The organism is Streptomyces sp. NPDC050121 (genome assembly GCF_044460385.1).
GTDB lineage: Bacteria > Actinomycetota > Actinomycetes > Streptomycetales > Streptomycetaceae > Streptomyces > Streptomyces soliscabiei.
The window spans coordinates 313964-333295 of sequence record NZ_JBITJV010000007.1; the positions used below are offsets into that span (position 1 = coordinate 313964).

Below are 19332 nucleotides of genomic sequence, written 5' to 3' on the forward strand. Positions count from 1 at the left end.
GGCCATGAGTGACACGCATGTGACCGCACCGACTCAGTACATCGAGGTCGACGGCGACAGGTTCGCCTACCGGCGCTGGGGCAAGCCCTCGGGCGTCCCGATCTTCCTGGTCCAGCACTTCCGCGGGGGGATGGACAACTGGGACCCGCTGCTCACCGACGGCCTGGCCGAAGGCCGTGAGGTCATCCTGTTCAACGGGCGCGGTATCGCCTCGTCATCGGGCACGCCGCGCAACCGGATGGAGGACATGGCCGACGACATCGCCGCGGTCATCCGGGCGCTGGGGCTGGAGCAGGTCGACCTGCTCGGCTTCTCGCTCGGCGGTTACCAGGCACAGGAGGTCACGCTGCGCCACCCCCAGCTGGTGCGCAAGCTCCTCCTGCTCGGCACCGGCCTGCGCGGCGGGGACCCGACAAGTGACCCCCAGGTGCCTCAGTACGCCCTGAACCCGGTCCCCACCCTGGAGGACTTCCTCTTCCTGTTCTTCGGCCGCTCGGAAGCCGCGAAGCAAGCGGGCAAGGCCTTCTGGGAGCGCCGCCACCAGCGGGCCGACCAGGACCCGCCGAGCTCGCCCGCGGTCGCACAGGCGCAGTTCGAAGCGGCTATGGCCTACGCGGAACCGCTGCCGGGCGAGAACCCCTACGCCCACCTGAACGCGATCACCCAGCCGACGCTGGTCCTCAACGGCGAGAACGACGTGATGATCGCCTCGATCAACTCCTGGCACCTCGCCCAGAACATCCCCAACGCCCAACTGCTGATCTACCCCGATGCCGGGCATGGAGCGCAGTTCCAGTATCCCGAGCGGTTCCTGAAGCACGCCATTCAGTTCCTCGACGAGTAACGCCTGCAGGGATTCGGTGCAGTCGCTGGCGCCTGGTCCGTGATGACGGGCCGCAGGCTCACCGGATCCCCGGAATGCGACACGCACACCTTCCCAGGCCATGGAGTCCTCTGCGCTCCCGTGGTCGAAATGGAAGGCAGTCCGGCCAACGGATCGTCGCCGATTTCGCCGGCTTGACCAGCTGCGCGAGAATCCGGCAGGCCGGTGATTCCTTGATCATCGGTAGTCGGCTGCGCGCCACGCCCAGCGTCCTTTCGCAGGCCAGGCACCTGCGGGGGGTGTCGGATTCAGGAGGGCCCGGGCGGCGTGGGCCTGCTGCGGTTGGGCAGTGGAAGAACGGTGCCGCCGCTGCTCGCACAACCGCAGCCCCGTACGGACCATCGAGTCCGCGTACGCCGCGTTCCGCGCCGCCCACCTCCCACGGAACCCGCGCCTTGGCATCTCCTTCGAGTCGAAGCCGCACAGCCCGACAGTGCGCCAAAGCCGATACGACTTCGGTGGCAGCCACTTCACCTCGCGTCGTGGCCCCATGTGCGACGTCTCGGCCGGCACTTGCCGCACCATCGTGCCGCCAGCCCCGCCCCGCCACGGCGACCACACCGAAGCCGCGCGCTGACGAATGGAGAAGTCCTCCTTGGTGTAGTCGACGACGACATCGGCACCGAGGCTTCGGACCAGCTTCTCGGAATCAGTGCTCGCGGTCGTCGCCACGGTGGCACCGAGGTGTTTGGCGAGCTGGATGACCGTCGATCCGAGACCGCCGGCACCGGCGTGGACGAGCACCTTCTGACCCGGCTTCACATGGGCCTGGTCTACGAGGATCTGCCAGGCGGCCAGGGCCACCAGCGGCACCGCGGCCGCCTCCTGCGGGGTGAGCGAGGCCGGCTTGGTCGCGACGTCGTCCATGTCGATCGCGATGTACTCCGCGAAGCCCCCGATCCGCAGGTCGCGCGGACGGGCGTAGACCTCGTCGCCGACTTCGAGGCCGCGCACGGCAGAACCGACCCGCGTCACGACGCCGGCCACGTCATGACCGAGCACGAACGGAGGCTTGTACTTCAACAGCTGCTTGAACTCCCCGTTACGGACCATCTTGTCCAGCGGGTTGATGCTCGCGGCGCTCACCCTGACCAGAACATCGCGGTCACCGACGCTGGGCTCGGGTACCTCGGCGGCGCGCACGCCGTCCTTGCCGTACTTCTCGACGACGAATGCCTTCATGCCGGCCGCCTTTCCATGTGATCTTCTCGGTCGCCTGCGTGCTGGTCATGACGCTACTTGCTGAGTATGGAAAACTAAACTTAGGTCGGGTTAGAATCACCCCCATGGATGCGAGGACCGAAGCTCTTCAGGACGCCGGCATGGACACCCGACTCGACCGGGACATGTCGAACTGCTCGATCGCCCGGACCCTTGAGGTCGTGGGTGAGAAGTGGACGATCCTGATCCTGCGCGAGGTCTGGTATGGCTCGTCCCGCTTCAGTGACCTCGAACGGGTCCTCGGCTGTCCCCGGAACCTTCTCGCTGCCCGGCTCCGGATGCTTGTCGAGGAAGGGATCCTGGCCACCGAGACCTACAAGGAGCCGGGTTCGCGGAGTCGGCCGAAGTACGTGATCACACCCAAGGGCGTGGACCTGGTCCCGGCCGTGATGGGGCTCCTGCAGTGGGGCGACCGCTACCGCGCCGACCCGGAGGGCCCGGCCGTACTGACGCGACACCGCGGATGCGGTGCGCACGTCGATGCACAGATCCGCTGCGAACGCGGCCACGCCGTGCAAGCGGAGGACATCGAGAGTGTCCCCGGCCCCGCTTTCCGTCTGAGGCCCGCGGAGTGAGCTGAGCGCGATGGCGGCAGGAGCCCGGGTGGGCTCAGTCCGCCGGGGTGCGCTCACTCCGTCTGGCTCGGGCCTGGTGGAGGCGGACTTTGGTGCGGTTGCCGCAGCGGGACATCGAGCACCAGCGGCGGTTGTGGGCGGGGGAGCGGTCCAGGAAGCGCAGTGCGCACGTGTCCGCGCCGCACACGCGTACGCGCCGGATCTCGGTCGACAGGAGCAGGTCTACGGCGTCCTGCGCGATCAGTGCCAGGTACAACCGCAGGCGGCGCCACTCGGCACTGGGTTACCGAAGCCCAGTCGACTATGAACGGCAGCACGCCACCACCATCGATAGCCTGGAGCTGGTCGCATAACACGCGAGTGTCCACGCAATAGGGCAAAGCCCGATCCTCCAAGACCCGTGGTCTCGCGAACGGGCTCAGAGTTGGGCAGACAGCTGGAATCAACCCCGTGAGCTGGTTCGGATCGACGGGCACCTTCAGGTAGGGCTCTTCGTGCCCAACCCTCCCCCCGCGGAGCTCCAGGTCGACGGTGAGACCCTGCACCTGGCCCACTACAGCGCAAGGGGCCCTCACTACAGCCGCATGCCCCCTCCGATAGAACGGGCCCCGAAGAGCTGAGTCAGCCTCTCGAACATGCGGGCGGGGAAGTTGACGCCGACGTTGGGGAATTACGGGCTCTGTCGGAGATCTTGTGACGGAGTCGGTTTGAACTGGGTATCAACTGGGTGTGCGATTCAGGCGATTTGGGGCGGTTGCTGCCGCACTTGGAACTCCTAACGAAATGATCTTCGAGGTGGTTGGATCAGTCTGGAACTGATGATCCGGGGGTATGGGGTGGCTCGGCCGAAGCCGTGGGAGGTCGACGACGAGTTGTGGGCGGTGATCGAGCCGCTGTTGCCCAAGGTCGTGCGTCGGAGTCGGTACCCGGGGCGCAAGCGGCATCCGGACCGGCTGGTGTTCCAGGGCATCCTGTTCGTGCTGCATACCGGGATCGCTTGGGAACATCTGCCGCAGGAACTCGGCTTCGGTTCGGGCATGACCTGCTGGCGGCGCCTGGCAGAGTGGACCGATGCCGGTATGTGGCCCCGTCTGCACGAGGTTCTCCTTGCCAGGCTCCGCAGTGCGAACGCGCTGGACTTCTCCCGGGCGGCGGTCGACGGCTCCCATATCCGAGCGTCAAAGGGGGGCCCAAGACGGGACGAAGTCCTGTCGACCGGGGCAGGACGGGCAGCAAGCACCATCTGATCACCGATGCCACCGGCATCCCGCTCGCCGCCACCTTGACCGGCGGCAACCGCAACGACGTCACCCAGCTGATCCCACTCCTCCAGGCCGTGCCGCCCGTGCGGGTAAACGGGGCCGGCCCCGGCGCCGCCCGGACGTGGTGCTGGGTGACCGCGGCTACGACCACGACAAGTACCGCCGACTCGTCCGGGACCTTGGCGTGAAGCCGCTGATCGCCCGCCGCGGCACCGAGCACGGCTCCGGCCTGGGCACCCAGCGCTGGGTCGTGGAACGCGCGTTCGCCCACCTGCACTGGTTCCGCCGCCTGCGGATCCGCTGGGACATCCGCGACGACATCCACGAAGCCTTCCTCACCCTCGGATGTGCACTCATCTGCTGGCGGCGACTGTGCGCTCTGGCGAGCGATGCCCTGGGCTAGTCAGCTGCCGCCAGTCGGTTGAGAACTTTCAGGGGGGTGAAGTCCCAGCCGACCAGGTGCGGTCCGCTCCAGTTGATGCCGATCTTGAGTCCATCCCGGGCGTAATCGGGCAGTTCGCGATCGCGCCAGGTATCCAATGGCATGGATGCAACGCGTAGCCCATGCCCCCAGATCTTCGCTGCCCTCTGGGCACGGGCCGAGGTCGACCAGAAGGGAAGACTGCGCGTGCCGTCCGCGGAGAGGTGGGTCGGCATTCCGTCGTCATCCCGAACAAGCCAGACCACTCGGCTCTGGCGGACATCCCGGAAGAATGCTGCCGCTTGCGAACTGCTCTGACTCATGGCCACTGAGACTAGCGGTACCCACCACTCATTACGTTAGGGGTTCTTAGCCGGTGTGGTGGTGGAGTCGGTGGAGCGGGCCGCCGGGGTGGTCACGTTTCGTATCGCTCCGCCTCCGCTGGGGCTTGGCCGGCGGAGCATGTGCGAGGTGGGGCAGGAGACACTGATGAGTGCCGTGGTCCAGGATGGGCCCATGGCAACCGTCTTGGCCTTTCACGCCCACCCGGACGACGAGGTGTTCCTGACAGGTGGCACGCTCGCGCGGGCCGCAGCCGAGGGACACCGCGTGCTGATCGTGGTCGCCACGGATGGCCTCATGGATGCCGCTCCGGAGGGCGGAGCGCCGCGCCTGAGTGAACTGCGGGCAAGCGCGGCCGTGTTGGGTGTGGCGCGCGTGGTGCACCTGGGGTATGCGAGCAGCGGCCATGGTGCCGTGCTCTATCCGGATCCGCCGGATCGGGCACGTTTCGTGCGGGCGGATACGGAGGAAGCGGCCGAGCGTCTGGCCGCCGTCCTGCGCGAGGAAGACGTGGACCTGCTTCTCAGTTACGACGCCAATGGCGGATACGGCCATCGCGACCACGTCAAGGTGCACGAAGTTGGCAAGCGTGCTGCCGAGTTGGCCGGGGTGCCTCGGGTGCTGGAGGCGACCATGCCGCGTGACGCCGTGGCTCGCCTGGTGAAGCTGGTCCACCTGCTGAGGATCCCGTTTAGGTTCGACGCGGATGCGCTGCGCACCGCCTACAGTTCGCGCGCGGCCATCACCCACACCATCGATGTCCGACGGTTCGCCGGTCAGAAACAGGCGGCTCTTGCCGCCCACCGTTCGGAGGTATCAGGGACGGGTCGGCTTGCTCCCGTGATGAGGGTGCTGGTTCGTCTGCCGGCCCCTGTCTTCGGTTGGTTGCTCGGTCGGGAATGGTTCGTCGAGGTCCGGGCAACAGCCCGGTCCAGGGCCTTCGCTGACATCTTCCAGTCGGCCCCATAGCGTCGTGTTCGGCCGATGGGGCCTGCCCGGGCGGATCTGGAGATGAGACGACGCGCGATCGGAGATCTTGTGACCGATGCGCGGTCATGGGCTGTGAAGGATGCGTTTGCGGAGAAGCGGGAGGTGTGCGCGACCGAAACCCATGCGCTTGAGGAGCTTGGCTCTCGTGACGTGACCTTCGACCTGGCCCGAGTTCCAGGAGGTGGCGAAGGCGGCGGTGACGGCATCGAGGTCGCGGTGGAAGCCGTTCACCAGAGAGTGCAGGGCGGGCAGGTCGTCGGCCTTGACCCGATCCATCCAGGCGGGGAGGGTCTCGGCGTTCTGGTCTCGCATCATCGCGGCGAAGTCGCGGACGTGCCGGACGGTGAGGTCCAGGTGCGGACAGACCCTCGCCGGTCACTCAAAGCAGCGGAAGTGTCCGGCCCGCGCCCACAGTTTCGCCGAAGTGAGGTTGCACCAGGAGAGGGAGGCGGAGACGCAGCGACAGATGAAGGGCGTGTCGGTTGTCGCGGTGACCCTTGACTGCGGCCTCCCCGGCAGGGGCGACGAATGGCGTACGGCAGCATTGGCCCCTGCTCGGTCTGTTGAGGAGCTTCAAGAAGGTGAGCAGCGCCCCTGAGTAGCCTGCAGCGGCTGGCGACGCGCCCCGTGCCGACTGCGCCAGGCGGTCGGCCTATGTAGGGCCCGGTGACCTTGGACTGCCGGTGCTGAACAGTGCGATGGTGGCGGAGCGGATTTCGTCGACAACCGGAAGCGTCCCGGACGATCAGCTTCCCAGCGTCGTGCGACTGGATGGTTCTGTCGGTAGTTTGGTGGGTTCTGGCACAGATCTTGGGGAGCGAACGCGGAGGGTGACCACTGACGCTTGAGTTTCAAGATCATCGATCCGTTGTGGAATCTTACAAGATCTTGACAGTCCCGGGCGGAACCGGTCCCTCGCCCGCGTAGGTGTCGCCCAGTGGCCCCGACGGTGCGTTGTCCTCGGCGAGCGTCAGGCTGGGCCAGGGCCGGGCGAGGGTTGCGTCGTCACCACCCCGTCCGGCAAGCTCCGCGTCGACACCGCGAAGATCAAGACCGAGGAGAACCTCGACGGCAAGTACCTGCTGCGTGCTCCGACCCTGACCTGTCCGCCGAGGACATCGCGCTCGGCTACAAGCAGCTCCTCGCTGACAGCGGCCAATGGCAGGACTTGGGCCCCGCACGAGCGGCGGGGCCCAGGTCGTCAGCAGGTCGAGTTGGTCTGGGTGAGCAGTCCGAGCCGCCACGGCAGACTGTTGTAGTCGCCGCTCGCGTTGGGGTTGAGGCCCTGGTACAGGTACTGCAGACGGCAGTTGGGGATGGTCAGCGTCTGGTCGTACCCGGCGCGGATCATCTCACCGTGACTGATGTCCCGGGTCCACGCCCCGGACGGGAAGGACACCTTGTTGGCCCGTGCGAAGGGGTTGTTCTCGGACGCGGCGAGCGGCGTCCACGAGCCGGCGAGGCTGCCCGACGTCCAGGAGCGGAAGTAGCGCCTGCCGTCCGATCCGATCGCCTCGACGATCAGGAGGTACTGGTTGGTGCCCTGCACCTTGTAGACGTTGCTCGCCTCGAACAGGTTGTACTTGCTGTCCCGCGCCGCGATGACGGTGTTGGTGAACCCGTTCGGGAACTGGCCGACGGTCGTCTGCGAGCGGTACAGGTGTCCGTTGTCGTCGGAGGAGAACAGGTAGCAGTTGGCGCTGTCGCAGATCACCCACATGTCGACCCAGTAGCCGTTGCCGATGTTCTGCCTGATGATGTCGGGCATCGACGCGTAGAAGTTGCGCGGTGCGCTCCACCCGTTCGGGTTGTTGATGTCGGGGTTGGTGGAGTAGGACGCGTTGCCGGTCTGGTAGACGAGATACCACAGGCGCTGCTGCGTGTTGTAGAAGACCTGCGGCGCGGCCCGGTACCCGGCGCCGACGGCCGTGCGGTCCAGGTAGTGGTGGGTGGCCGACCCCGCCTGCGACCAGTCGGAGAAGCTCAGGTACACGAGGTTGTACCCGGCGGCGCTCGCGGTGCTCGCGAACACGTGGTACTTGCCGTTGTAGTAGACGACCGTCGGGTCCTTGATGCCCGCGATGTTGTGGGTCGAGTCCGGCTTCGGCGCGATCAGGGCACCGCTGGAGCTCCACGAGAAACTCGAGGGCAGCGCGGCGGAGGACCGGGGCGCGACCGCGGTGCGCGCGGCGGGTGTGCCGCCCATCGCGGTCAGCGCCGAGCGGTAGGCGGCCTTCTTGTTGCCGTTGCGGTCGAACAGCAGCGGGTTCTCACCGGAGCGCCAGGAGTCGCTGTCGCGGATGCCCCAGACGGTGATGCCGTTGCAGCGCGCGACGTTCAGACAGGCCCGCACGGTGTTGGCGTACGCGTTGGCCGGTGCCTGCGCGATGTCCAGCTCGGTGATCTGCACGTCCACGCCGAGGGCGGCGAAGTTCGACAGCGTCGTCTGGAAGCTGCCGGGAGGGCCGCCGGCGCCGAAGTGGGACTGGAAGCCGACGCAGTCGATGGGCACGCCGCGCGACTTGAAGTCGCGGACCATGCGGTAGACGCCCTGGGTCTTCGCGGAGTTCCAGTCCTCGATGCTGTAGTCGTTGTAGCAGAGCTTGGCCGCGGGGTCGGCCGAGCGGGCGGTGCGGAAGGCCTGCTCGATGAAGCCGTCGCCCAGGAGGTTCTGGAACACCGAGGGGCGGTGCTGGCCGCTGCCGCCGTCGGCGAAGGCCTCGTTGACCACGTCCCAGGACTGGATGCGGCCCTTGTAGTGGTTGGCCACGGTGGTGATGTGGTTGTTCATCACGCTGCGCAGCGTGTTCGCGTCCCTGATGGAGTTGACCCAGCCGGGCAGTTGCGAGTGCCAGACCAGGGTGTGGCCGCGCATGCGCTGACCGTGGGCCGTGGCGCGGTTGACGATCTGGTCGCCGGGACCGAAGTTGAACGAGCCGCGGGACGGCTCGGTCGTGTCCCACTTCATCTCGTTCTCGGGCGTGACCGAGTTGAACTCGCGGTCCAGGATCCCGGTGTAGGTGCCGTCGCCGAGCCTCCCGGCGGCCACGGCGGTTCCGAAGTACCGTCCGGACTGGGCCGCTTGCGCGCCCAGCGTGGAGGCCCGGACGGCGTCGGGTGCGGCGGGCGCGGCGGTCGCGGCCACGGGTGTGACCAGTGTGGCCACGGCCAGCATGGATAACACCGAGGCTCGGCGACGGCCGAGCCGTTTCAGCGGATTCATGGTTCTCCTCGTGCGGTCGGGTGCGGGTGGATGGTGCGAAAGATGGATCGGTTCAGGGCACGGACAGCTCGAACCGCGTGACGCGGACCGCGCCGCCGAGTGCCTGGGTGGCGTGGTTGAAGAGGGCGAATCGATAGCCCATGAAGAACCGCCAGTCGTTGCCCATGGAGAAGGCGGGCCCCAGGCGGGTGAAGGTGGTGCCGTCGGTGCTGTAGGAGAAGACGCCGGGGCGTGCCGCGCCGGGGCGGATGTCCGCGGTCGCGCGCAGCCAGATGCGCCCGCCGGTGACGGTCGCGCTCGCGGCCTCCGTGCCGGTGCCGGTGGTGTTCCAGTTGCTGTCCATGGTCAGCCCGTTGACCATCACCACCCGCGTCGTGCCGCCGGCCCGTTTGACACCGATCCAGGCGGAGGAGTCACGCAGCAGCGCGAGTCCGGCCCGGTCGCCGTCCCGCATCGCGGAGTGGTCGAGCTGGACCGTGGCGGTGGAGGTGGGGCCCTGGACGCGGTGCGTGAGGGTGTTGCGGGCCCAGTACAGGTCGTCGGTGACGGTCGCGGTCCGCAGGGTCAGTCCGTTGTCGACCGACCACTTGGTGTTGTCCGGGTTGTGGTTCCACTCCCACCTCGGTTTGAGGGTCGTGCCGTCGAAGGTGTCGACGCCGATCAGCGGGGTGACCTGGCGCGGTGGAGCGGGCACGGCGGGGACGGGATACGAGGTGCCCCATGCGCCGTTCACCAGTTGCACGACGGGCCAGCCGTCCGAGGTCCAGGTGACCGGCGCCAGGGCAGGCATCCGGCCGCCGGGGTACGCGTCGACGAAGGCCAGGTAGTACCAGGCGCCGTTCTGCGTCTGCACCAGCCCGCCCTGGTGCGGGACGCCACCGCCGGGTATCGGCCCGCGCAGGTCGAGGAGCACCTGCCGCATCGTGTACGGACCGAAGGGGCCGCCCGAGGACTTCAGGATGTACTGCCCGTTGGCGGGGCGGGTCAGGAAGATGTAGTACTGCCCGTTGATCTTGTAGAAGCGGGAGCCCTCGAGGGTGCCGACACTCGACGGTGTCGTGAACACCTGCTGCGTGCGGACCTGGGTGCGGCCGTCGGGCGAGAGCTGGGCCACATTGATGGTGGTGTTCCCGTACGCCACGTAGAGGGTGTCGTCGGTGTCGACGAGGAGCCCCGCGTCGTAGTACGGCGTGCTGATCGTCGTCAGTCTGCTCCACGGCCCCTCGACGGCGGGGGCGGTGTGGATGTACGTCCGGGCGAAGTCGATCTGACCCAGCCAGTAGAACGTCCTGTTGCTCGGACGGTAGGCCAGCGACGACGCCCAGATCCCTCTGACATAGCCACGGGCACCGTTCAGGTCGTACTTGGCGCCGAAGTCGAGAACGGGCACCGAATGACCGGCGATCTCCCAGTTCACCAGGTCGTACGAACGCAGGACGGGCGCGCCCGGTGAGTAGTGCATCGTCGAGGCCGAGGCGTAGTAGGTGCCGCCGACACGGATGACGTCGATGTCCGCGAAGTCCTGCCAGATCACCGGGTTGGTGTACGTCGTGCCGGCCGCGCGGGCCGGCGTCTGGGGGAGGAGTGCGCCGGTGACCAGGCCGGCGGCGGCGGCCAGCGCCCGGCGGCGGCCCAGAGGTTGTTGAGAGCATGACAGATCCATGTGTCGTTCTCTCTGCGAGGGAGCGCTTGGGTGGGGGAGCGGACTCGCTGTGTTCGAAATCGCGAACACTCGTCGACTCATCGAGCTTTTTGGATGATAGGAGGCCGACAGCTCCCGTCAATAGGCCTCGCATGATTCGCTTATGCCAGCGAAATGTTTCGGAGTTGGAGGGTGGCCGATGGTGGTCGATTGCCGGTCGCTGGCGCGGTGGTCTCGACGAATGTGTTGACACGCTCGGGACTCTCTCTAATATCCGTGAGATCGACGATCCGAAATCGAGTGGAAATTTCGAACAATCACTGAGGTGTCATAGGCATGACATCACCGTCACGGCGCGGCTTTCATCCGCTGTCTGACGCCGTCGGTGATCACCTCACGGCCCCTCACCCCCGGAAAGGACCTCACGGTGCCCGGACGACCAGGCAGACGACTGCTCGACCTCCTCGCGGCCGCCGCGCTGACGCTCACCGCGTCCTTCACGGCCTGCGTCGACTCCACCGCCGCGGCCGCGCCCGGCAGCCCCGCGCTCACCCCGCCGCTGGGCTGGAACAGCTGGAACAGCTTCGGATGCGGGATCACCGAGGCGCAGGTCCGCCAGGCCGCCGACGCGATGGTGTCCTCGGGCATGAAGGACGCGGGCTACCGGTACGTCGTCGTCGACGACTGCTGGTTCGACCCGCAGCGTGACGCGGCGGGCAACCTGCGGGCGAATTCGGCCAAGTTCCCCAGCGGGATGAAGGCGCTCGGCGACTACATCCACGGCAAGGGCCTGAAGTTCGGCATCTACCAGGTGCCGGGGGAGCGCACCTGCGCGCAGACCTCGGGCGGCTACCCGGGGTCCACGGGCAGCCGGGGCCACGAGACCCAGGACGCCGCCACGTTCGCGTCGTGGGGTGTGGACTACCTCAAGTACGACTGGTGCTCCTCCAGCGGCACACGCGATGAGCAGGTCGCGCGGTTCACGCTCATGCGGGACGCCCTGCGCGCCACCGGGCGGCCGATCGTCTACAGCATCAACCCCAACAGCTTCCACGCCATCACCGGCGCCACCTACAACTGGGGCGAGGTCGCCGACCTGTGGCGGACGACCGAGGACCTGCTCGACATCTGGCAGAACGGCAACACCAACAGCTACCCCATGGGCGTCGGCAACGTCCTCGACGTCACCGCGCCGCTGGCCGCTCAGTCGGGACCGGGACACTGGAACGACCCCGACATGCTCGTCGTCGGCCGTCCCGGTCTGTCGCTGACCGAATCCCGCTCGCACTTCGCTCTGTGGGCGCTGCTCTCGGCCCCTCTCATGGCCGGCAACGACATCCGCAGCATGTCCGCCGACGTGAGCGCCATCCTGCGCAACCCGCGTCTGCTGGCGGTGAACCAGGACTCGCTGGGCGCGGGCGGACGCCGGGTCCGCGACGACGGCAGCACCGAGGTGTTCGCCAAGCCCCTGTCCGACGGCTCCGTCGCCGTGGGCCTGTTCAATCGAGGGAGCGGCACCGCGACCGTCACCGCCACGGCCGCGCAAGTCGGCCTCAGCGGAAGCTCGTTCACCCTCACCGACCTGTGGACCGGCGGCACGTCGAGCAGCTCCGGCCAGATCTCGGCGAGCGTCCCCGCGCATGGCGTGGCCGTGTTCCGGGTGACCGGTGGCAGCCCGGTGTCCGCCACCACTTCCCGTCTGCGAGGCAACGCCTCCGGCCGCTGCCTGGACGTGGACAACGCCTCCACGGCGGCCGGAGCCACGGCACTGATCTGGGACTGCCACACGGCCGCCAACCAGCTGTGGACCACGTGGGCCGGAGGCGAGATCCGTGTCTTCGGCGACAAGTGCCTGGACGCCTACAACCAGGGCACTGCCAACGGAACCCGGGTCATCACCTGGTCCTGCAACGGTCAGAACAACCAGAAGTGGACGATGCAAGCCGACGGGTCGATCCGCAACGTCAACGCCGGGCTGTGCCTCGACGTCAACGGGTCCGGCACCGCCAACGGCACCCCGCTGGTCCTGTGGACCTGCAACGGCCAGGCGGGCCAGAAGTGGACCCGCGCGTGAGCGGCGTCGTGCACCGGCCAACAGCTCAGCCGCCAGCCGACATTCACCGGAGGCCATGATGAGGACGGTACCCCCCACCGGCACGAGGCTCACCCGGGCGGCCGCCTGGGTGGGGGCCCTCCTGCTGGCGTTCGCCGTCGTTCCCGCCGCGGTGCACCCCACCGCGGCCCGGGCCGACAACCCCATCATCCAGCACGTCTACACCGCTGACCCCGCCCCGCTGGTTTACAACGGACGGGTCTACCTCTACACCGGGCACGACGAGGACGGCTCCACCTACTTCACCATGAAGGACTGGAGGGTGTGGTCCTCCGCCGACATGGTCAACTGGACCGACCACGGTTCCCCGCTCAGCCTGGCCACCTTCAGTTGGGCGTCCTCCGACGCGTGGGCGGGACAGGCCGTACAGCGCAACGGCCGGTTCTACTGGTACGTGCCCGTGAAGAACCGGGCGACCGGCCGCATGGCCATCGGTGTGGCCGTGTCGGACAGCCCCACCGGCCCGTTCCGGGACGCCCTCGGCCACCCGCTGGTGGAGAACGGCGAGATCGACCCGACCGTCTTCATCGACGACGACGGCCAGGCCTACCTGTACTGGGGCAACCCGAATCTGACGTACGTCAGGCTGAACGCCGACATGACCTCCTACTCGGGCAGCCCCACCAGGATCCCGCTCACCACCGCGGGGTTCGGCACCCGCACCGGTGACCCCAACCGGCCCACCCTGTACGAGGAGGGTCCCTGGGTCTACAAGCGGAACGGGCTGTACTACATGGTGTTCGCGGCCAAGTGCTGCTCGGAGTTCATCGCCTACTCCACGGCGCCCGGCCCGACCGGGCCCTGGACCTACCGCGGGACGGTCATGCCCACACAGGGCAGCAGCTTCACCAACCACCCCGGGATCGTGGACTTCAAAGGCAATTCGTACTTCTTCTACCACAACGGCGCGCTCCCGGGCGGCGGTGGCTTCACCCGCTCGGTCGCGGTGGAGAGGTTCTCCTACAACGCCGACGGCACGATCCCGGTGATCAACATGACGAACGGCGGCGCGCCCCAGGCCGGCACGCTCGACCCGTACGTACGCCAGGAGGCCGAGACGCTCGCCTGGGGATCCGGGATCGAGACCGAACCGGCCGGCGAAGGCGGAATGGACGTCGGCTGGATCGACAACGGCGACTACCTCAAGGTCAAGGGCGTGGCCTTCGGGCCGGGCGCGTCCTCCTTCACCGCGCGTGTGGCCTCGGGCAGCAGCGGCGGCACCGTCGAACTGCGCCTGGGCTCGCCGAGCGGGACGGTCGTGGGCCGGTGCGGTGTGCCGAACACCGGGGGCTGGCAGACCTGGAGGACGGTGACCTGCCCGGTCAGCGGCGCCACGGGAACCCAGGACCTCTATCTGCGGTTCACCGGCGGCAGCGGCTACCTGCTCAACATGAACTGGTGGCAGTTCACCCCCGGCGCCACCGTGACGGCACCGCGATAGCCCGGCGGCGAGCCACATCTCGCGGCCCACACACGGGAGTTGCATGATGAAAAGGACAAGATCCCTCTTATGGCCCGCCATGGTCGCGGTGCTGGTCGTCCTGACCATGGGCGGCACGGCACTGGGCCGCGACCAGGGCGAGAACACCCAGCTCACGGCCTCCCGCACGGCAGCCGCATCCGTCCGCCCAGCGGCCGCGAGCCCCGGATGCGGCAAGACACCCACCCTCACAAGCGGTACGCACACGATCCAGAGCAGCGGCAAGAACCGGAGCTTCATCCTGCGGATCCCGGACGGCTACGACCGGAGCCGCCCCTACCGGCTGATCCTCGGGCTCCACTGGCTGGGCGGCACCGCCACCGACGTCGCCACGGGCCGCACGGTGGAAACGGGCGCCTGGGCCTACTACGGCCTCCAGCGACTGGCCGACAACAGCGCCATCTTCGTCGCGCCCCAGGGCCTCAACAACGGCTGGGCCAACGCCGGCGGGGAGGACGTCACCCTCGTCGACGACATGATCAGGCGGATCGAGTCGGACCTGTGCGTCGACACCACACAGCGCTTCGCCCTCGGATTCAGCTACGGCGCCGCCATGTCGTACGCCCTCGCCTGTTCCCGGGCCACGGTCTTCCGCGCGGTCGCGGTCCAGAGCGGCGGACAGCTCAGCGGATGCAGCGGCGGCACCCAGCCCATCGCCTACCTCGGAGTGCACGGACTCAGGGACAATGTCCTCGCCATCTCCGGCGGACGGGCGATGCGGGACAGGTTCGTCAGGAACAACGGCTGCACCCCCCAGAACCCGCCGGAGCCGGCGCAGGGCAGCCTGACGCACCGAATCACCACCTACTCGGGTTGCTCGGCCGGGCATCCGGTCGCCTGGGCCGCGTTCGACGAAGGACACATCGCCGCTCCGCAGGACGGGGCCCCCGGTGACAGCGGCTCCAGGACCTGGCTGCCGCAAGAGGTGTGGAAGTTCTTCACACAGTTCACGACCTCCAACCCGTCGCCGGGAACGTCGACCTGCCGGGTCACCACCACCGTCAGCGCCTGGAACACCGGCCTGACCTCGAACATCACCATCACCAACACCGGCGCCACCGCGATCGACGGCTGGTCGCTGGCCTTCACCCTGCCCGACGGCCAGACCGTCACCTCCGGCTGGAACGCCGACTACTCGCCCGCCTCCGGCCGGGTGACGGCCAGGAACGCCTCCCACAACGCCACGATCGCCCCCGGCGCCTCCATCGACATCGGCTTCCAGGCCGCCCATACCGGCGATAGCGCCACGCCCACCTCGTTCACCCTCAACGGCACCGCCTGCGCCGTCACCTGATCGGCACGAGGCTCCGCGGCCGGACCGGTTCCCGACCGGCCCGGCCCCGGAGCCCGCCCGGCACACCCGCGGACAAGTCACCCCGGCGGGACCACGTCAGGCGTCGGTCAGCTTGCGCAGGCTCGTCCGCCGCACGTCGACGCACAGGCCCTCGGCGTCGGCGACACGGCAGTGGTCGTCACCGGCTGCAAGCACCACCACCCGTGTCCCGGCCGGTAGTTGACCGTCGGGGACACGACCACGTTCGGGACCGTCGAAGTGGAAGGGCTCATCGACCACCAACTCGTGGGTGAAGCGGGTGGGTGCGGGCCGGACCAGGTTGCTTTCAGGGACCAACGCCTCGTCACCGAGGACGAACACCTCCGGACGAAGGACCACTCCCGGCTCAGGCCGCGCGTTCCGGTCGTCTCCGCAACGATGGTCCCTGTCCGTCATGGCACCGGCGTCTCGGCGCCCGAGACCTGCAGACTCTCGGGCGGCAGAGCGACCGGAATGACCGGCAGCATCATGCCGGCGTCGATCGGTGCGACGTGAGCCACGAGCGTACCTGCCGCGGCCATTGCGTGCAGGTCCGGCAACTGGTAGCGCTCGGCAGCCTCAATGTCCACCTCGTAGCCCAGGTCGCCGAGGCTCGCCACCGTCATGCGGCTCATGGGGTTGCCAGGGCCCGCAATGAACGGGGACATCAACTCGTTGCCGAAGACGGTCTCCCGCCAGTGCGCCGCGCAGCGGACGGTACTCGTCCATGGCGGCGCGTCCGAGGAACGTCGGATTCGAGGTGCCGGCGTCCGCAAGCAGGCCTTTGTCGTTCCATACGCTGCCGATGCCCAGCACATGGCCCATCTCGTGGGTGATGACGTCGTTCAGCGTGCCGTCCTGCTCCATCTGCTCCAGGTCGGCCGTGTCGGACGACATGATGCCCTTGGCGGGGAGAGAGGCTGCGCTGCCGGCCGACGGGGGCCGGACGTGGGTGGGGCCCGCCTGTCCCAGGATGCCGCCCGGGCCGTCGATCGAGCGCCCCTGAGCAAGGATCAGGAGATCGTCGATGACCTCGCCGTCGATCACCACAGAAGGCACGTGGCCACAACTAACCCTCCGATTCAGGGGAATATGGATCACATTTACCCTAAACGGGTGAAAGTCGCGGCGCTCGTCGAAACCGCGTCCTGTGGTGCCAGGGGGTGGGACTCGATGGCGAGGAGCGACGGCTGGCCGCCGCCGCTCCTCGCCATCGAACTCTGGAGAGCCCCGCTGCGCGGCAGCGGGTACTGGTTGCCGTCGGCGACCTTGTTGCGGATCAGTAGCCGTAGATCATCTTGTAGGCGACCTCGGGGAGGAACTGCCCGGCCGAGGAGCCGTTTCCGACGCCGCAGTTGCCGTCGGACTCGCCCGGCGCCTTGATCCACAAGAGCATCTCGGCGCCACCGCCCAGCTGGCTGGGGGTGCCGATGCGGCGGCCGGAGGGGTTGCACCACTGGCCGTTGGAGCCGTTGCCGTTGCGGCTGGTGTCCACGACGAACGGCTTGGTGTAGCCGTAGCGGGCGCTGAGTTCGCTGTTGACGGCGTTGCCGTAGGCGGTGTTCTCGGCCGTGGTGAAGTAGTTGGAGATGTTGAGCGAGAAACCGTGGGCCTGTCGGAGGCCGGCGTTGTTCAGGCGCTGGGCCATGGTCGCGGCGCCGGCCCAGCCGGGGTTGCCGGCGTCGAGGTAGACCCAGGTGTTGGGGGACTGCCGGTTGAACTGGGTGAGGGCCCCGCTGAGCATGCCCTGCCGTTCGGTGATCTGAGTCTGCGTCATGCAGCCGTAGTCCCCGAGGGAGTCCGGTTCGAGGAGCACGACGGCCGGGCGGTTGGCGATGCCGCCGGCGAACTGTGCGATCCAGTTGGCGTAGGCGGACGGCGAAGCGGCCCCGCCGGCGGAGTGGCCGCCGCAGTAGTCGCGGTTGTAGATGTTGTAGGCGACCAGGAGGGGCAGTTTGTCCGAGCGGTCCGCCGCCCCCGCGTACGCGCCGGCGGCGGTGCCGATGGCGCCGCTCCACGAGCCGAACCAGCGGGCCGTCGGGGTCTTGGCGATGGAGGCGTTGATCGCCGGTGCCCGGCCGTCGCCGGGGTTGGCGGCGACCCACCGGTTCGCGCTGGAGTCGGGGTCCACGTAGAACCCGGTGGTCATGGTGGTGGGGTCGGCCGCGTGGGCGGAAGGTGCGGCGGCGAGAGCCAGCGGCAGGGTCAAGAGCGCTGTCGCGAGGGCGCGGAGTCTGCGGCGCATGAGGTACCTCGTTTTCCTGGCAGGGATGCGTCGCACGCCCTCGTCCCGAGCGTGCGACGCGCTGAGGAAGCGCGGGCCGGCGAGTGTTGGGAGCGCTCCCACTGGAAGCGCTCCCAAGGACACCGAAGGCCTTTGGGGGTGTGGTCGGTATCGTGTGGCGAGCTGAGAGAGCTGTCAAGAGTCGACGTGAGATCGCGTCAATCGTGCTTGCGTGCGGCGGGAAATGACTCCACATGTTCTAAAGTCGGGCTGGATCTGGAAGCGCTTCCAGTTCGCAACGGCCGGATGGGACGCTTCGCGTCCGGCCTGACACGGAAGGGGCCATGGCTCATGGCAGAAGATGCGCCGCGTAGGCACTCGACACTGGACGAGGTGGCCGAACTCGCCGGCGTCTCACGCTCCGTGGCCTCCCGCGCCCTCAACAACGCCCCGCACGTCAGCCGTGCCAAACGAGAGGCGGTCGAACGGGCCGTGCGGCAACTCGGCTATGTGCCCAACCCGACCGCCCGCGCTCTGGCCACCCGCCAGACGGGAGCGGCCGCCCTGGTCATTTCGGGAGAGGATCCCTCGATCTTCGCGGATCCGTTCTTCGCGCAGGTGATCGTGGGGGCGTCGGCCGCTCTGGAGGAGGCCGACCTGCATCTGATGTTGTGTCTGGCCGCTTCCGACCGGGGTCGCAAGCGGGTGCAGGAGCTCTTCCGGTCCAGGGGCGCCGACGGCGTCATGCTGATGGCGCTGCGTGAGGACGATCCGCTGGCCGGCATGGCCGAGGAGACGCAGCTGCCGGTCGTGTTCGGAGGGCGCCCCGTCGGCCCGGCTCCCCGGTGGTACGTGGACGTGGACAACGTCGGCGGAGCGCGCGAGGCGACCGAGTACCTGATCTCGCGCGGCAGGACTCGCACGGCCGCGATCTGCGGGCGCCTGGACACCGAGGCCGGGCGCGCCCGGTACCGCGGCTATCGGGACGCCATGCTGGCAGCCGGCCTTGAACCGGTCCCGCCGCAGGAGGGGGACTTCACCGAGCCCAGCGGAGCTGCCGCCATGGCCGCGCTGCTGGCCGACCACCCGGACCTGGACGGGGTGTTCGCCGCCAACGACAACATGGGGGCGGGGGCGCTGCGCACGCTGCGTGCGGCCGGCCGGACGGTCCCCGACGACGTCGCCGTGATCGGCTTTGACGACCTGACCGTCGCCCAGGTCGCAGATCCCCCGCTGACCACCGTTCATCAGCCCATAGCGGCCCTTGGGAGGGAGATGGCGCGCATGCTCGTCTCGCTCATCGACGGACAGGACCCCACTCCGCTGATCCTGCCCACGCGCCTGGTCACCCGCTCGAGCGCTTGAGAGCCTGTGTCATATCCCCGGCCGGGCGCGCGACGCCTGGCACGCACTCCCCCCGAGGGGGGACCTCCAGCCGGTTTGCCGAAACGCCCATGTGACTCCCTCCCACACTCTCGACTGCGCTCGAGCGGGGGGACCCCATGACGCCGCACGCTGATCCGACAGGGGATATGACACAGGCTCTGAGCTTGTTCTTTATCTACCAGGATCTGCCAGGGCGGCCGATGGCCTTGAGGGTCTCGGGGCGTTTGACGGTCTTGCCGACGTCGTAGCGGGGTGCCC

At 68.2% G+C, this 19332-nt stretch carries 17 protein-coding genes and 1 pseudogene; 8 read left to right on the top strand and 10 right to left on the bottom strand.

The annotated features are described in order from the left end of the window. The first annotated feature begins 4 nt into the window (after positions 1–4). Positions 5–844 carry an alpha/beta fold hydrolase gene (locus ACIBTS_RS14135; RefSeq protein WP_399319259.1) on the top strand — a complete coding sequence of 280 codons (840 nt, stop codon included), beginning with the start codon at positions 5–7 and terminating at the stop codon, positions 842–844. A gap of 216 nt (positions 845–1060) precedes the next feature. Here ACIBTS_RS14135 and ACIBTS_RS14140 read toward each other — a convergent pair whose 3' ends face one another. Next, a complete protein-coding gene (locus tag ACIBTS_RS14140) occupies positions 1061–2065 on the bottom strand; it encodes an NADP-dependent oxidoreductase (RefSeq protein WP_399319261.1) in 1005 nt (334 codons plus the stop codon). Between the two features lie 140 nt (positions 2066–2205). Between ACIBTS_RS14140 and ACIBTS_RS14145 the strand changes: the two genes are divergently transcribed. Continuing rightward, positions 2206–2679: a winged helix-turn-helix transcriptional regulator gene (locus ACIBTS_RS14145; protein ID WP_399319311.1), complete on the top strand. Its 474-nt coding sequence runs from the start codon at positions 2206–2208 to the stop codon at positions 2677–2679. A gap of 34 nt (positions 2680–2713) precedes the next feature. Here the strand turns inward: ACIBTS_RS14145 and ACIBTS_RS14150 are convergent, their stop codons facing one another. Further along, positions 2714–2935 carry a CGNR zinc finger domain-containing protein gene (locus tag ACIBTS_RS14150; protein ID WP_399319263.1) on the bottom strand — a complete coding sequence of 74 codons (222 nt, stop codon included), beginning with the start codon at positions 2933–2935 and terminating at the stop codon, positions 2714–2716. A 562-nt stretch (positions 2936–3497) separates the two neighbouring features. Here ACIBTS_RS14150 and ACIBTS_RS14155 point away from each other — a divergent pair. After that, positions 3498–4344: pseudogene (locus tag ACIBTS_RS14155) on the top strand (IS5 family transposase). Here the strand turns inward: ACIBTS_RS14155 and ACIBTS_RS14160 are convergent. Then, the gene (locus tag ACIBTS_RS14160; RefSeq protein ID WP_399319265.1) at positions 4341–4685 is read right to left on the bottom strand and encodes a DUF2750 domain-containing protein; all 345 of its coding nucleotides are present in this window, start codon (positions 4683–4685) and stop codon (positions 4341–4343) included. The pseudogene ACIBTS_RS14155 and the gene ACIBTS_RS14160 overlap by 4 nt on opposite strands. 193 nt (positions 4686–4878) lie before the next feature. Here ACIBTS_RS14160 and ACIBTS_RS14165 point away from each other — a divergent pair, with 193 nt between their 5' ends. Beyond that, positions 4879–5673: a PIG-L deacetylase family protein gene (locus tag ACIBTS_RS14165; RefSeq protein ID WP_399319267.1), complete on the top strand. Its 795-nt coding sequence runs from the start codon at positions 4879–4881 to the stop codon at positions 5671–5673. An 84-nt stretch (positions 5674–5757) separates the two neighbouring features. On the opposite strand, the gene ACIBTS_RS14170 is transcribed toward ACIBTS_RS14165, so the two are convergent. The 3 genes from ACIBTS_RS14170 to ACIBTS_RS14180 form a co-directional block, all read right to left on the bottom strand. Further along, a complete protein-coding gene (locus ACIBTS_RS14170; protein ID WP_399319269.1) occupies positions 5758–6009 on the bottom strand; it encodes a transposase in 252 nt (83 codons plus the stop codon). Positions 6010–6895: 886 nt separating this feature from the next. Then, positions 6896–8917, bottom strand: coding sequence for a non-reducing end alpha-L-arabinofuranosidase family hydrolase (locus ACIBTS_RS14175; RefSeq protein WP_399319271.1), 2022 nt, complete (start codon positions 8915–8917; stop codon positions 6896–6898). 52 nt (positions 8918–8969) lie between these two features. After that, positions 8970–10580, bottom strand: coding sequence for a glycoside hydrolase 43 family protein (locus ACIBTS_RS14180; protein WP_399319273.1), 1611 nt, complete (start codon positions 10578–10580; stop codon positions 8970–8972). A gap of 406 nt (positions 10581–10986) precedes the next feature. On the opposite strand from ACIBTS_RS14180, the gene ACIBTS_RS14185 reads away from it, so the two are divergent. From ACIBTS_RS14185 to ACIBTS_RS14195, 3 genes are read left to right on the top strand one after another with little or no spacing between them, the layout of a single operon-like run. Further along, positions 10987–12633, top strand: a complete 1647-nt coding sequence (locus ACIBTS_RS14185) for a glycoside hydrolase family 27 protein (protein WP_399319275.1) — start codon at positions 10987–10989, stop codon at positions 12631–12633. A 58-nt stretch (positions 12634–12691) separates the two neighbouring features. Further along, positions 12692–14113 carry a glycoside hydrolase family 43 protein gene (locus tag ACIBTS_RS14190; protein ID WP_399319277.1) on the top strand — a complete coding sequence of 474 codons (1422 nt, stop codon included), beginning with the start codon at positions 12692–12694 and terminating at the stop codon, positions 14111–14113. A 43-nt stretch (positions 14114–14156) separates the two neighbouring features. Then, a complete protein-coding gene (locus ACIBTS_RS14195; protein WP_399319279.1) occupies positions 14157–15446 on the top strand; it encodes a cellulose binding domain-containing protein in 1290 nt (429 codons plus the stop codon). Positions 15447–15542: 96 nt separating this feature from the next. On the opposite strand, the gene ACIBTS_RS14200 is transcribed toward ACIBTS_RS14195, so the two are convergent. The 4 genes from ACIBTS_RS14200 to ACIBTS_RS14215 all read right to left on the bottom strand — a co-directional run bounded on the left by ACIBTS_RS14200 (position 15543) and on the right by ACIBTS_RS14215 (position 17709). Continuing rightward, positions 15543–15824, bottom strand: a complete 282-nt coding sequence (locus ACIBTS_RS14200) for a hypothetical protein (protein ID WP_319674332.1) — start codon at positions 15822–15824, stop codon at positions 15543–15545. A gap of 53 nt (positions 15825–15877) precedes the next feature. After that, entirely contained in the window at positions 15878–16090 is a 213-nt protein-coding gene (locus ACIBTS_RS14205; protein WP_399319282.1) for a hypothetical protein, read from the bottom strand. After that, on the bottom strand, positions 16044–16514 hold the full coding sequence (locus tag ACIBTS_RS14210; protein ID WP_399319284.1) for a hypothetical protein: 471 nt from the start codon (positions 16512–16514) through the stop codon (positions 16044–16046). Before ACIBTS_RS14210 ends, ACIBTS_RS14205 begins: the two co-directional genes overlap by 47 nt. A 229-nt stretch (positions 16515–16743) precedes the next feature. Continuing rightward, the gene (locus ACIBTS_RS14215) at positions 16744–17709 is read right to left on the bottom strand and encodes a glycoside hydrolase family 6 protein (protein ID WP_399319286.1); all 966 of its coding nucleotides are present in this window, start codon (positions 17707–17709) and stop codon (positions 16744–16746) included. A gap of 330 nt (positions 17710–18039) precedes the next feature. Between ACIBTS_RS14215 and ACIBTS_RS14220 the strand changes: the two genes are divergently transcribed. Continuing rightward, on the top strand, positions 18040–19053 hold the full coding sequence (locus tag ACIBTS_RS14220; protein ID WP_399319288.1) for a LacI family DNA-binding transcriptional regulator: 1014 nt from the start codon (positions 18040–18042) through the stop codon (positions 19051–19053). Positions 19054–19332: the final 279 nt, after the last annotated feature.

What these genes read in the sequence shown, in the direction of transcription:
- ACIBTS_RS14140 (WP_399319261.1), bottom strand. Translation starts at nt 2,065, where the DNA reads ATGAAGGCATTCGTCGTCGAGAAGTACGGCAAGGACGGCGTGCGCGCC.
- ACIBTS_RS14205 (WP_399319282.1), bottom strand. Translation starts at nt 16,090, where the DNA reads ATGACGGTGGCGAGCCTCGGCGACCTGGGCTACGAGGTGGACATTGAG.
- ACIBTS_RS14190 (WP_399319277.1), top strand. Translation starts at nt 12,692, where the DNA reads ATGAGGACGGTACCCCCCACCGGCACGAGGCTCACCCGGGCGGCCGCC.
- ACIBTS_RS14170 (WP_399319269.1), bottom strand. Translation starts at nt 6,009, where the DNA reads ATGATGCGAGACCAGAACGCCGAGACCCTCCCCGCCTGGATGGATCGG.
- ACIBTS_RS14165 (WP_399319267.1), top strand. Translation starts at nt 4,879, where the DNA reads ATGGCAACCGTCTTGGCCTTTCACGCCCACCCGGACGACGAGGTGTTC.
- ACIBTS_RS14160 (WP_399319265.1), bottom strand. Translation starts at nt 4,685, where the DNA reads ATGAGTCAGAGCAGTTCGCAAGCGGCAGCATTCTTCCGGGATGTCCGC.
- ACIBTS_RS14180 (WP_399319273.1), bottom strand. Translation starts at nt 10,580, where the DNA reads ATGGATCTGTCATGCTCTCAACAACCTCTGGGCCGCCGCCGGGCGCTG.
- ACIBTS_RS14220 (WP_399319288.1), top strand. Translation starts at nt 18,040, where the DNA reads ATGGCAGAAGATGCGCCGCGTAGGCACTCGACACTGGACGAGGTGGCC.
- ACIBTS_RS14195 (WP_399319279.1), top strand. Translation starts at nt 14,157, where the DNA reads ATGATGAAAAGGACAAGATCCCTCTTATGGCCCGCCATGGTCGCGGTG.
- ACIBTS_RS14145 (WP_399319311.1), top strand. Translation starts at nt 2,206, where the DNA reads ATGGACACCCGACTCGACCGGGACATGTCGAACTGCTCGATCGCCCGG.
- ACIBTS_RS14175 (WP_399319271.1), bottom strand. Translation starts at nt 8,917, where the DNA reads ATGAATCCGCTGAAACGGCTCGGCCGTCGCCGAGCCTCGGTGTTATCC.
- ACIBTS_RS14135 (WP_399319259.1), top strand. Translation starts at nt 5, where the DNA reads ATGAGTGACACGCATGTGACCGCACCGACTCAGTACATCGAGGTCGAC.
- ACIBTS_RS14215 (WP_399319286.1), bottom strand. Translation starts at nt 17,709, where the DNA reads ATGCGCCGCAGACTCCGCGCCCTCGCGACAGCGCTCTTGACCCTGCCG.